The 12631-nt window shown below is 70.8% G+C and carries 13 protein-coding genes; 3 read left to right on the plus strand and 10 right to left on the minus strand.

Features of this window, described 5'->3' with window-relative positions; all coding sequences use genetic code 11:
• Positions 1-15: 15 nt before the first annotated feature.
• The 3 genes from E4U92_RS32670 to E4U92_RS32680 form a co-directional block, all read right to left on the minus strand.
• Positions 16-783 carry an ABC transporter permease gene (locus E4U92_RS32670; protein ID WP_137304054.1) on the minus strand — a complete coding sequence of 256 codons (768 nt, stop codon included), beginning with the start codon at positions 781-783 and terminating at the stop codon, positions 16-18.
• A complete protein-coding gene (locus E4U92_RS32675) occupies positions 773-1756 on the minus strand; it encodes an ATP-binding cassette domain-containing protein (RefSeq protein WP_137304055.1) in 984 nt (327 codons plus the stop codon). Before E4U92_RS32675 ends, E4U92_RS32670 begins: the two co-directional genes overlap by 11 nt.
• Before the next feature lie 79 nt (positions 1757-1835).
• On the minus strand, positions 1836-2720 hold the full coding sequence (locus tag E4U92_RS32680; RefSeq protein ID WP_137304056.1) for a siderophore-interacting protein: 885 nt from the start codon (positions 2718-2720) through the stop codon (positions 1836-1838).
• Positions 2721-2835: 115 nt separating this feature from the next.
• Between E4U92_RS32680 and E4U92_RS32685 the strand changes: the two genes are divergently transcribed.
• From E4U92_RS32685 to E4U92_RS32695, 3 genes are all read left to right on the plus strand, one after another.
• Positions 2836-3672, plus strand: a complete 837-nt coding sequence (locus tag E4U92_RS32685) for a TetR/AcrR family transcriptional regulator C-terminal domain-containing protein (protein WP_137304057.1) — start codon at positions 2836-2838, stop codon at positions 3670-3672.
• A gap of 210 nt (positions 3673-3882) precedes the next feature.
• A complete protein-coding gene (locus E4U92_RS32690) occupies positions 3883-4527 on the plus strand; it encodes an LmbU family transcriptional regulator (RefSeq protein ID WP_268253554.1) in 645 nt (214 codons plus the stop codon).
• A 32-nt stretch (positions 4528-4559) separates the two neighbouring features.
• A complete protein-coding gene (locus tag E4U92_RS32695) occupies positions 4560-4766 on the plus strand; it encodes a ferredoxin (protein ID WP_137304058.1) in 207 nt (68 codons plus the stop codon).
• A gap of 75 nt (positions 4767-4841) precedes the next feature.
• Here the strand turns inward: E4U92_RS32695 and E4U92_RS32700 are convergent, their stop codons facing one another.
• The 7 genes from E4U92_RS32700 to E4U92_RS32730 form a co-directional block, all read right to left on the minus strand.
• Positions 4842-6068, minus strand: a complete 1227-nt coding sequence (locus E4U92_RS32700) for a cytochrome P450 family protein (RefSeq protein ID WP_229863530.1) — start codon at positions 6066-6068, stop codon at positions 4842-4844.
• A gap of 92 nt (positions 6069-6160) precedes the next feature.
• Positions 6161-7201: a 3-hydroxy-D-kynurenine methyltransferase AcmL gene (gene acmL / locus E4U92_RS32705; protein WP_137304059.1), complete on the minus strand. Its 1041-nt coding sequence runs from the start codon at positions 7199-7201 to the stop codon at positions 6161-6163.
• 51 nt (positions 7202-7252) lie between these two features.
• On the minus strand, positions 7253-8512 hold the full coding sequence (locus E4U92_RS32710; RefSeq protein ID WP_137304060.1) for a kynureninase: 1260 nt from the start codon (positions 8510-8512) through the stop codon (positions 7253-7255).
• A 74-nt stretch (positions 8513-8586) separates the two neighbouring features.
• Positions 8587-9429 (minus strand): tryptophan 2,3-dioxygenase, encoded by an 843-nt coding sequence (locus E4U92_RS32715; protein WP_137304061.1) that lies wholly within the window; start codon positions 9427-9429, stop codon positions 8587-8589.
• Entirely contained in the window at positions 9426-10319 is an 894-nt protein-coding gene (locus E4U92_RS32720) for an alpha/beta hydrolase (RefSeq protein ID WP_229863532.1), read from the minus strand. The genes E4U92_RS32715 and E4U92_RS32720 overlap by 4 nt, the downstream gene beginning before the upstream one ends.
• A gap of 4 nt (positions 10320-10323) precedes the next feature.
• Positions 10324-10956 (minus strand): DUF6875 domain-containing protein, encoded by a 633-nt coding sequence (locus E4U92_RS32725; RefSeq protein WP_137304062.1) that lies wholly within the window; start codon positions 10954-10956, stop codon positions 10324-10326.
• Between the two features lie 73 nt (positions 10957-11029).
• A partial coding sequence (locus tag E4U92_RS32730; RefSeq protein WP_137304063.1) for an alpha/beta fold hydrolase occupies positions 11030-12631 on the minus strand: 1602 nt, incomplete at its 5' end.

Genomic DNA, 12631 nt, shown 5'->3' on the forward strand with positions numbered 1-12631 from the left:
CTGCGGGCGGTGCCGTCAGGCGTTCTCCTTGCGGAAGGTCTGCGTGCCCCACAGCAGGGCGAGGGCGGCCATGACCATCAACAGGAGCGAGCCGGTCAGCAGCTCCGTGGCGCTCATGTCCCCCCGGAACGCCGCGCGTTCGGCGTCGACCACGTGGGTCAGGGGATTGATCCGGGCCAGGTGGTACAGCCAGCCGGGCGCCAGTTGTTCGGAGACCGGCAGCAGCACCCCGGACAGCAGCAGGAGCGGCAGGAGCACGGCGTTCATCAGCGCGGGGAATGCAGCCTCGCTCTTGAGGACCAGCGCCAGTGCGTACGATCCCGAGGACAGCGTGATGGCCAGGACCGCGGCGATCACAAGGCTCAGCAGCAGTCCGCCGGGTGAGGCGTCGAGGTCGAAGACGAGCAGCGTGACCAGCACGATCAGTAGGGACTGCGCGGTGGCCTGCACGGCCTGGGCCAGTACCTTTCCGAACAGCAGGGCGGCCCTGCTCGCGGGCGTGCCGCGGAAGCGGTCGACGACGCCGACCCGGTACTCGGTGAGCAGTCCCACCCCGGCGAAGGAGCCGCTGAACAGTGCGGTCTGGACGATGAGGGCCGGAGTGAGGACCTCCCAGGCGCCGCCGGGCGGGAAACCGGGGGTGTGGTCGACCACGGACACCATGAGGGGCCCGAAGAGGAACAGGTACAGCAGCGGCTGCATGATCCCGATGAGCAGCCAGGTCGGGCTGCGCAGCGCGAGCTTCATGTCCCGCACGAAGATCAGCCGGGTGTCACGCAGCATGGGCGGCCTCCCCGGTCCGGGGTGCGGGGTCGCCGTCCCGCAGCGAGCGTCCGGTCAGACTGAGGAACACGTCGTCGAGGGTGGGTCGGTTGATCTTGATGGAGGCCATGGTGATGCCGCGGCTGTCGAGGGTGCGCAGCAGTTCCGGCAAGGCGGCGTCACCGCGGGGCACCCGGAAGCGCACCGTGTCGCCGTCGACGCTCACCTCGGTGGCTCCGGCCAGCCGCCCGGCGACGTCGGCCGCCTCTGCGGCGCGGTCGGTCACCTCGATGGTCACCGCGTCGCCGGCGACCCGGGCCTTGAGCGCGTCGGGGGTGCCTTCGGCGACGATCGTGCCGTGGTCGGTGACGAGGATGCGGTCGCACAGCGCATCCGCCTCGTCGAGGTAGTGCGTGGTCAGGAAGACGGTCGTGCCCTGCTCGGAGCGCAGGCGGCGGACGTGATCCCAGAGGTTGGCCCGGCTCTGCGGGTCGAGTCCGGTGGTGGGCTCGTCGAGGAAGACGAGCATCGGTTCGTGGACCAGTCCGAGTGCGATGTCGAGCCGGCGGCGCTGACCGCCGGAAAGCGTCTTGACCGCGCGCTGGTCCAGGTCGGCGAGGTCGAGCCGCTCCGTGAGCAGGGCCCCGCGCCGCCTGGCCTCGGACCGGGACAGGCCGTAGAGCCGGGCCTGGAGTTCGATCTCCTCGGCGACCCTGGACTCGGGCCAGCCGGCGCCGCCCTGCTGGACGCAGCCGATCCTGCGGCGGACGCCCTGGGGGTCGGTCAACAAGTCGCAGCCGGCCACGGTTCCCGTCCCGCCGGTGGGGCGCAGCAGGGTGGTGAGCATCCGTAAGGTCGTGGTCTTGCCCGCTCCGTTGGGGCCGAGGAACCCGACCACCTCCCCGGGCGCCACGTCGAAGTCGATCCCCTTGACCGCTTCGACACTGTGGCCGCGCGCGGTGAACCGGCGGGCCAGCCCTCGCACTGTGATCATGGATTCCTTCTCCCGGCCCGGCAGTCGTCCGGTCGACTCGCGGCGTCCGGCCGGGATGCCGACCGCGGCGCGAGGCTCGTCAGGACTGGCCATCGGCCGCCGCCTGGTACTCGGCGAGGCGCTCCTGTGCCTCGGCCATGTCGTCGGCGGTCGGTGCGTCGTCCTGGGTGAGCTTGAGGCGCCAGTAGCCGCTGAAGTCGATCGCGCGCTTGTCGAACCCCCTGTCGTCGACCAGGTGGCGCCGCAGGGTCCGGACGACGCCCGCCTCTCCGGCCAGCCAGGCGAAGGGGCGACCGGGCGGGAACGCGGCACCGCGGACGGCGTTGAGCAGGACGTCGCTGTGGCCGGCCTGGACTCCGTCGCGGTACAGCCAGTGCAGGCCGACGTCACCCGCTGTCCGGAAGGTCTGCTGCTCCGCGTGGTCGGCGACCTCGACGTAGACGTGGGCCGGGGTCCGCTCGGGCAGGGCCTCCAGCAGGGTGCCGATGGCGGGCAGTGCGGTCTCGTCGCCGACGATCAGCAGCCAGTCGGCGGAGGTGATCGAGTCCGTCAGGGAGACCGGTCCGGCGTAGAGCGCGGAGGGACCGACCATGCCGAGCCGGTCGCCCGGGCGGGCCGAGCCGGCCCAGGCGCTGGCCGGGCCGTTGTCGCCGTGCAGGACGAAGTCGACCTCGACGGTGCGGGTACCGGGCACACGCCGGCGGAGGGTGAAGCTGCGCATCCAGGGCCGCTCGTCCTCCGGAATGGCCAGAAACGCCTGATACCAGCCCGTTGCGTCGTCGCTCTGCTGCGGCAGGAGGGGGCGCTCCTGGCCGGGCCGGGGGAAGCAGAGCTTGAGCTGCTGGTCCGGGCTCAGGCCGACGGAGTCGTCGAGATGGTCGGCCTCGAACGTCACCCGGGCCATCCGCGGTGTGATGCGTGTGATGTCGGTGACCTGGATGGACGTGACGGGGAGCTCTGCCATCGAAAACCTTCCACGAACGTACGGGCATACCAGGGCGGGTGGCCGCCCAGCTGGTATCCTTACACCGTAAGGAGATGCGCGGACGACGTTACTTTATGCAGTAAGGAGTTGCAAGGTGGTTATTTTCGCCGGACAGGGCGATGCTCGCCGATCCATGTCCCTGCTTTGGCGAACGGCCGCATCAGGCGGGCCTGCGCCCAAACCCGGCCCCAAACCCGGACTCGATGTGGAGACGATCGTGGCAACGGGTATCGCGGTGGCGGACGAGGAGGGGATGGCGGCCCTGTCCATGCGGGCGGTCGGAACCCGGCTCGGGCGCACCGCGATGGCGCTCTACACGTACGTGCCGAGCAAGAACGAACTGGTCGACCTCATGCACGACAGGGTGCTGGCCGAACTCCCCACGCAGTACGACATCAGCGCGGGATGGCGCCCGGCGCTCACCGCCTGGGCCGACGACGCCTGGGCGTTCTACCTGGACCACCCCTGGGTGCTCCAGGTCTCGCAAGCCCGCCCCGTACTCGGGCCGAACGAGTACGCACGCCTGGAGACGGTGGTGCGGATCCTGGGGGCGACCGGCCTGGAACCCCTGCGCGTCCGGCGGGTCATCTCGGTGTTGTTCCAGTTCGTGCGGGGAATGGCCCTGGTCGCGACAGAGCACCGGCAGGCAGCGTCGGAGACCGGGGTGCCCGATGAGCAGTGGTGGGCTCAGCGGTCCGCGCTGATGACCGAGTTCGCGCCGGACTTCACCGAGCGCTACCCCGCCCTCGCGGCCCTGGAGTCGACGGCGAGCCTGGCGGCCATGACCGAGGCGGGCGACGCGGCGTCACACATGGAGCGGGAGGCGAGGGAGGCGTACCGGGTGGGCCTGGACCTGATCCTCGACGGAGTCGAGGCGGCGGCGCAGGCGGACTCCGACGGCACGCTCCACGTGTCGGCCGGCACCCCCTGACGGTGCCGCCGGGGCCGCGCGATTCGGCACGCGCTCCACACTGAAGCGACCGGTTTCGAAGCGGAATGCATCCCAATCAGCCATCTCCGGCCGGAAACATTCATTGACGCTATCTCGGACGGTGACTACCGTTTTTGGGGCTTGCGACTTTGTTGGCTTGAGGGGCGCGCTGAATGGTGAGATGCACCCCCCGATTTTAGGAGAAAGCCGGTGCAGCATATCGCCAAGTACAACCGGAGCAACCGCCAACCAGTCGGCCGCCGGGCCACCGAGGCGTCCCGCTCTCGCAGACCCGGCGAGCAGGAACGAATCCTCACCACTCGGGTCGGCCTGAAGATACCGACCAGCCTCCCGTACGACCGGTGGGAGAGGGCTGGGCAGCACATCTTCCAGATCGCCGACTCCTCCGCCTGGTGCCTCGGCGACTGGCTCGTCTACGGCCAGGACCGTTACGCCGACCGCTACCAGACCGGCGTGCAGGCCGCGGGACTGGACTACCAGACGCTGCGCAACTACGCGTGGGTGGCGCGCCACTTCGAGCTCTGGCGTCGGCGCGAGACGCTGAGCTTCGGCCACCACGCCGAGGTCGCCTCCCTGCCGTCGGCCGAGGCCGACAGCTGGCTCGACCAGGCGGAGCAGCACGGCTGGTCGCGCAACCAGCTCCGACTGCGGCTGAGGGAGAGCCGCGGAGGGGGCCGGCCGGCCGGTCCCGTACAGGCCAGCCAACTCCGGATAAGCGCCCCCTGTGACCGGGTCCAGCGCTGGCGGGAGGCCGCCTCGAGGGGAGACCGGGACTTCGAGGAATGGGTCCTGCTGACGCTCGACCGTGCCACCGCGCACGAGCTCGGTCACTGACACCCCGCCCAGACCACCGGAGACGGCCACCAATGAAGATCAGCATCGACCACCGCACCTGTATCGGGTCCGGGCAGTGCACCCTGACGGCACCCACCGTGTTCACACAGGACGACGACGGGTACGCCGCGCTCGTGTCCGACGGGGCGCGGACAGCGACCCTGCGGCAGGTCACCCAGGCCGCGCTGTCCTGTCCCGTCCAGGCCATCGCGGTGAAGGACGGCTTACCTGACGCCTGACGGCACAGGCTTCCGCCCCTGAGTGCCCGAGGGCCCCGCACCACGGATCGCGGGGCCCTCGGCCCTGCGGTCGGATCACGTTCCGAGCCGCAGACGCAGCGCGTTCAGCCGCCAACTGCCGGGCAGCCGGGCACGGTCGTGCTCCGGATCGCCGGCAGCGAGCGCGAGGTCCGGGTAGCGGGCCAGCAACCGGGCGAGCGCCACCTCGCCCTCCTGCCGGGCCAGCGTGGCACCCAAGCAGTAGTGGATGCCATGGCCGAAACCCACGTGGTTCTCGGCCTGCCCGTCCGGCTGACGGGTCAGGTGCAGGCGATCCGGATCCGTGTAGTGCCGCGGGTCGAAGTTGGCGGACACGAGCACCGGTTGGACCGCCTCACCGCGGGCGATCCGCGTGCCGGCTATCTCCAGGTCTTCCGCCGCATAGCGCAGTCGGGCCACCTGCACCGACCCGCACCAGCGCATCAGCTCGTGCACCGCCGTCGGGAGCAACGCCGGGTCCTGCCTGAGCCGTGCCAGCTGGTCGGGATGGGTGAGCAGGGCCGCGGTGCCGTTGCCGATCAGATGCGTGCTCGTCTCATGTCCGGCCAGCACCAGGGTGAGCACCATGGTGACCATCTCCGTGTCGCTGAGCCGCCCGCCGTCGTCGTCCTGTGCCCGGATCAGTTCGCTGAGCAGATCGTCCGTGAGCGCGGCACGACGGTGTTCGATCAGTCGATGGCAGTAGTCGATCATCACGGGAAACGAGTGCTGCAGGCGTTCGGGCCGCATCGACACGAGGTCCCCGCCCCACTCCCGCCAGCGATCGAGGTCGGCCTCGGGAATCCCGACGAGCCGGCAGATCACCCTGATCGACAGGGGGTAGGCGTAGTGCTCGAGCAGGTCCACCGTGCCGTCCTGCGCCCGGTCAGGCAGTTCGGCGAGCAGCCGGTCGGCGATCTCTTCGATGGCGGGACGCAGATCGAGGATACGGCGGGCCGTGAACGCCCGGGTCACCAGGCGACGCAGCCGCGGATGGTCCGGCGGGTCGCTGTCGAGGATGGATCCCAGGAGGTAGATCCGTAAGTGCTCGGGCACCTTGAGCAGTTCCATCATCCCCTCACGTGGATCCGCGCCTTGGGCTCCGGGCACGTGAGACGGGGTGTTGACGAACCGCGGGTCGCGCAGCACGGCGCGGACGTCGTCGTAGCGGGTCACGAACCACACCGGGGTGCCGTCGACGAACCGGCCGCGGACGACCGGGCCCTGCTCGCGCAGCCGGCCGTAACCGCCGAAGGGGTCGGCCAGCAGGTCGGGGTCCATCATGTGCGGGCCGGCGGGGCACGCCGCTCCCCCGCCGGCCGGCGGGACGTCCTGGAACGTGGAAGACATGGTCGGCTCCGGTACTCGCTGGGGCGTCACTTGACCGCGCTGATCACGCCGTGCGGCGTCCACTGGCCGCCGGGCAGTCGCTCGGGTTTCACGAACCCGGCCGCGGCGAACCACTCCTCGTACTGGCCCCACCGGTAGATCGTGCTGCTCGCAGCCGGCAGCGTCGCGAAGTACACGTTGTCCAGGGCGGCGTACAGCGGGCCGTCCCCGCTGTCGTCGGACATGGCGTTGAACACGAGCACCCGCCCGCCGTCCGGAAGCGCCGCGTACGCCTTGCGCAGCAGCCGTACGTTCTCCTGCGGCGACCAGATCACCAGCTGGTTGGCGAAGAGCACGCAGTCGTGGCCCGTGGGGTAGGTGTCGGCGAAGATGTCCGCGGCTTGCACGGCGATCCGGTCGGACAGCCCGTGCTCGGCGATCTTCCTGCGGGCGATCTCCACCGTGCCGGGCAGGTCCAGGACGGTGAACTTCACGCCGGGGTTGGCCTGCGCGAGGGCCATGGCGTTGACACCGTCCCCGCCGCCCACATCGAGCACGCGGCGCACGCCTGTGAGGTCGGCCTTCTCGATCAGCACCGGGTTGGACAGCCGGGACCAGGACCGCATGCAGCGGTAGAACAGCTGCTCCAGCTCGGGGTCCGCGGACAGCCGGTGGTAGAGGTCCTCCCCCGTGCCCTTGATCCGTCGCAGGCCGACGTTGGTGTTCTCGCGCAGCGACGCGACGAAGTCCGTCTCGGCGGGCCGGACGATCCGCTCCTCGTACTCGACGAGGTCCTCGATGATCTCCCAGTTGCCCTCCGCGATGAGACCGTTCAGCACGTCGGCGTTCTCGTAGCTCTCGCCCTGACGCACTGTCAGTCCGAGTGCGGTGGTGCCGAGCAGCAGGATCTGCACGGGTCGCTCCTCAAGCCCGAGTTCCCGGCCGATGTCCGTCGAGGTCAGGCCGGGTCGCCGGTGCAGCAGGGTGAACAGGCCCAGGTCGCTGCCCGCGCGCAGCATCTGGAAGGCCGAGGAGCCGAACAGGATCTGTACCAGTCCGTCGGTGGTGAGCGGGGATGCGTGAGCCATGGGCACTCCGAATCGGCTGAAGTGGACAGGGTGGTGTGCGGAAGGCGGAGATCAGGTCACCCGGGTCAGGCCGGCGGGCCGGGAGGCGTAGGCGCCGTCGGCCACGAGGTCGCGCGTGCGGGCCAACGCGTCCCAGACGTCGGTGAACCGGGTGGTCAGGGGGGACAGGCCGATGCGCAGCCGGTCCGGGACCCGGTAGTCGCACACCACCTTCGCGTCGGCGGCCAGCGCCTGGCAGACGCGCCAGGCGTCCGGGTGGTACAGGGACAGATGCGAACCGCGCCGCTCCGGCGCGGGCGAGGCGGGCCGGAAGCCCAGCGGAGCGAGCCAGGCGTCCGCCAGGTCGTCGGCCAGCCGGCCCAGCCGCAGCCCCTTGGCCCGGATCCGTGCCAGGCCCGCCTCCTCGACCAGGTCGAGTGCGGGATCGATCGCCGCGAGCGACACCAGCGGCGGGGTACTCACCAGGAACCGCTCGATGGTGGGCACCGGGTCGTAGTCGGGGCCCATCTCGAACTGCTCGCGCTGCCCGAACCAGCCCCACACCGGCTGCCGCAACCGCGACTGCAGGTCACGCCGCACATAGAGAAAGGCGGGTGAGCCCGGGCCACCGTTGAGGTACTTGTAGGTGCAGCCGACGGCAAGTTCGGCACCGGTACCGGCCAGATCGACGGGAACGGCCCCGGCGGCGTGCGACACGTCCCACAGCACCCGCGCGCCGGCCGCGTGGACCAAGTCGTTCACCTGCGCCATGTCCAGCAGCGCGCCGCTCCGGTAGGACACCAGGGACAGCACCACGAGCGCGACGTCATCGTCGAGCGCCGAGCGCAGGGCGTCGAGATCGAGGCCGCCGTCGAGGTCGGACGGCAACCGCACCAGCCGCAGCCCGCGCTGTTCGGCCAGGCCCTGGACGATGTACCGGTTGGTGGGGAAGTCCTCGGCGTCCATCAGGACGGTGCCTCGGCCTGGTGCCGCGTCCAGGGCGGCGACGGCCAGCTTGTAGAGGTTGACCGACGTGGAGTCGGAGATGACCACCTCGCCGGGTGCGGCGCCGAGTACGTGCGCGGCGATGCGGTCGCCGAGCTGGGCGCCCCAGTCGATCCAGCCCTGCCACGACCGCACCAGTCCCGCGCCCCAGCCGTCCTCGACCACGTTCCGCAGCACCGCGGGCGTGGCCGTGGGCAGGCGGCCCAGCGAGTTGCCGTCCAGGTAGATCAGCTCCGGATCGGCACTGACGAACCGGTCGCGGAAAGCGGCGAGTGGATCGGCCGCGTCCAGTTCCTCGGCCACCGTGCGCGGGATACCGCTCACCATCGGCCCTCCTTCTTTCTCGTGTCGTCCGTGTCCGCGTGTCCCCCGCTGCCCGCCGGGGGCTCGGTGACGCCGGGTCACAGGGTCGAGCGCACCGACCACAGTTCCGGGAAGAAGCGGTGCTCACTGATGCGTGCGAGCCAGGCCACGCCCTCGGTGCCGCCCGTCCCGGCCTTGGCGCCCAGCATGCGCTGCACGGTCACCAGGTGGGTGTAGCGCCAGCGCGCGAACTGGTCGGCGGTATCCATCAGCGCCTCGGCGAGCAGATGCAGGTCTCGATGGCGGACGGGATCCCGGTAGACCGACCGCCAGGCCTCCTCGACCTCGGCGCCGCCTCGGTACGGCCGGGCGACGTCCCGGTCCGCGGAGTCGTCGGGCGCGAGCAGTCCGCGGCGTGCCAGCAGGTCGAGCGCGGCGTCATACAGGCTCGGCTCGCGCAGCTGGCCGAGCACTGCTTCGTATCCCGCTGTGTTCCGGTGCGGGGCGACCATCGCGGGGTTCTTGTTGCCGAGCAGGAACTCCAAGCGCCGGTAGCCGGCTGACTGGAAGCCGGAGGCCGAGCCCAAGACGTCCCGGAACTCGGCGAACTCCACCGGGGACAGCACGGAGAACGTCTCCCACGAGACCAGCAACACCTGCTGCACCCGCGCGGCGCGGCGCAGCGTCCACAGTGCGTCGTCGAGCAGGTCGTCCGCCAACTGGTCGCGTGCTGTGCTGAATTCCGTGTGCAGCAGCTTGAACAGCAACTCCTTGACCTGGCTCATGATGATGAACCCCGGCTCGGTACGGGCCGAGCTGAGCGGATGCTGCAACGTCAGCAGCTCATCCATCCGGGCGTAGTGGGCGTACGGGGTGGTGTCCGAGGGGGATGCGGCGGACAGCGGGCACGCGGCGCCCTGGGGGGTCCGTTCGGTGGTCATGCGGTCGCTTCCTCCAGTCCCATCTGCGCGAGCACCGCGTCGCCCAGTGCGGTGCCCGGCACGCCCAGGTCGTAGGGGAGGTCGAAGTGGTCGCGCCGGTCGGCGACGACTTCGGTCACCGCCGCTCGGGGGCGCAGCGCCGCCACCATCCGGTCGTGCTGACGGACGTACTCGTCGGTCTCGTTGCCACCGCGGGCGATCACCGTCTCGGGCAGCCGATCCGGCAGCCGCAGGATCGGGCTGTTGCGGCGAGCCGCGGCCTCGTCGAGTCGCAGCACGTCGTTGACGTAGGACAGACGGACCGGCTCGAGGTCGTACATGCCGCTGAGCAGCACCGCCCCTGCGATCCGGTCGGACACGTCCGGGCCGGCCGGCACACCGGGCAGCAGGGCCATGGCGGCCAGGTGCGCTCCGGCCGAGGTGCCGCACAGATGGAGGCGGTCCGGGTCGAACCCGAGGTCGTCCGCCTGCCGCAGCAGCCAGTCCACCGCCCGGCGCACCATGCCCGCCATGGCGTCCAGCCCGACGTCCGGTGCCAGCCCGTACTCGATCACCGCGACTGCCGCTCCGGCGGCCAGCAACGGCGGTACGGGGAAGGCCGATTCGGCGCGGCCGAGTGCTTGCCAGTTCCCGCCGTGCACGAACACCAGGAGCGGTGCCCGTCCGGCACGCGGCCCGGGGAAGTAGTCGAGTCTCTCCGCCGGGTGCGGGCCGTAGGCGAGGGATGCCCGCGCAGGATGGGCGCGGCGGGCGGCCTCGCTCAGCCGTTCGTACGCGCGCAGGTAGGCGTCCAGGCTCGCCACACGGGAACTCGGCGAGTACTGCCGGTCCAGCGTGGTCTGATCCATGCCCCGGTACACGGCGGCTCCGGGCGGCGGTACGTCGCGCACGCGCTCAGCTCCCGGCGGCGTGGACGGCACGGGCGCGTTCGTAGACCTGGGTCAGCAGCGGGTCGATGCCGTGCGACCCGCTGCGGTAGCGGGATCCGAAACGTTTCGTGTACTCCTCGAACCACTCCCGCCGGTCGGCCAGGAACAGTACGTCGTGGATCGCCATCGATCGCACCGCCATCATCGGGACCGGCGCGTGACTCACCTCGAACGCCGGGTTGCGTACGGCCTTCTCCTCGCACTTCTGGTGGAACTGCGCGATCATCAGTCCCCGCCGCACGCTTTCCGGCTTCAGTGCCGTGTGCGCCGCGTCCAGCAGGTGCAGGTGCTCGGCCGGCAGGTCCGGCAGGACGAGAAGCAGCGAGCGTAGATTGGGGTTGCCGGACTTCCACTCGACCTCGCTGAACTCGTCGAGGCCGCACCGGACTGTCTCGTCGATCAGGGTCTGGCTCGGGGTGGGGCCGACCAGTCTGACGCGGATCTCCAACGCGTCGGCGCGCTGGGCGGGTTCGACGAACGGGCACACCGGACCGGTGCGTCCGAGCTCGCCGTGCGGTCGGCGGATGTACTCACTCAGCCATTCGTCCACTGCGGCCAGGGCCTTGGCCACGTCGACGGCAAGCACGTCGGTCAGCATCAGTGTGAGTCCTCGGGTGTCGGTCCTCGCGGACAGCGGACGGCGGTTCCGTGGTGGGCGGCCCGCGCGGAGGTCACTCCTCGCCGGTGATGTCGTGGAGCTTGGTCGAGAGGATGCGACCGATCTCGGCCAGTGTGTCCGGGCGGGTCAGCATCGATCCGTGGTCACCGGGCACCACGTGGGCCTCGACCGACCCGCGCACGTACGGCTGCCAAGCCGCGGCTGTCACCGGCGGGTCCTGCTCCTCCGAGCAGGCGATCAGCAGCAGGTCTCCGTCGATCGGGCCGGGCCGGTAGTCGACGGTCAGATGGGTGTTGTTCGCGGAGATCTCGGTGATCGTCGTGAGCCGGTCCTCCTCCAGATTGGCCAGCACACTGCCCTGGCGGCGGAGGATCTCCCGTGCCTTGGCGAAGGTCATCTCCTCGTCGTCGGGGTGACTGCCGTCGTCGACGAGACCGACGTGGTACAGCAGCATCACCCGGTCGTCCGGGGCGGGCACGTCGGCGTGGGTGAGGCCCTGCCAGTCGGGGATCACGTCGAGGACCGCGACCAGCGCCACCGGTTCGCCGCGCCGCTGGAACTCCGCGGCCAGGGCGTGCGCGCACAGCCCGCCGAAGGACCAGCCGGCCAGGTGGTACGGTCCGTGCGGCTGCACCTTCTGGATCTGGTCGGCGTAGTCCACCGCCATCTCCTCGATGCTGGCGGGACGGGGTTCCGCCCGGGCCAGGCTGCGCGCCTGTATGCCGTACAGCGGGTACTCCGGCCCCAGGTGCTTGATGAGCGCGCTGTACGACCAGCTGATGCCTCCGCCCGGATGGACGCAGAACAGCGGGGGCCTGCTGCCCGCGGTGCGCAGCGGCAGCATCACTTCGTACGAGCCGTCCGCGTCGTCGACGTCGAGCCGGGCCGCGATGCCCTCCGGCGTCGGTGCCTCGAAGAGACTTCGCACGCCCAGCTCGACGCCGAAGGCCGCGCGCAGCCGCGCCATCAGCCGGGTGGCCAGCAGCGAGTGGCCGCCCAGGTCGAAGAAGTCTTCGCTCACCCCGACCACCGGTCGGCCGAGGACCTCCGCGAACAGCTCGCACACCACCTGCTCCTGCGGGGTGGCGGGCGGCCGCCCGATGTCGGCCTGCTCCGGTTCGAGCGCCGGCAGCGCGGCACGGTCGAGCTTGCCGTTGGAGGTGAGCGGCAGCCGGTCGAGCGGAACGACGGCGGCGGGACGCATGTACTCGGGCAGCTGTCGGCGCAGGTGCTCCCGTACGGCTGTGAGCAGGGTGCCGGTGCTGCGGCCGGTGGCCGGTGTGGTGGTCCAGGAGGAGAGCGGCGTCCCGGGGTCGGCCGCGCCCGTGGGCACGTAGGAACCGACGGGTACGCCCTCGTCGAGCAGTTCGCGCTTGACGTACGTGACATCCAGGGCGGCCGGGTCGTGGCCGTTCCAGCTGATCGCCGTCCAGTAGCCGTGTTTCTCGCCCAGGCGGTGCAAGTCCTCCGGGTCGACGCGGGGCGTGTCCCCGGCGTCCGGCGCCCTCCCGGACTCGAGGGCGCGCTGTGCGGCCAGGTCGGCCGCGATGCGCCCGTGGGGCACGCCGGTCACACGCAGCCGGTCGGGCCGCGCTCCGGCCAGCTGATCGGCGAGGGCACCCAGGTCACGGGTCCAGGGCCGGGTGGGGGTGTC

Source organism: Streptomyces galbus, from assembly GCF_005280195.1.
Classification (GTDB): domain Bacteria; phylum Actinomycetota; class Actinomycetes; order Streptomycetales; family Streptomycetaceae; genus Streptomyces; species Streptomyces galbus.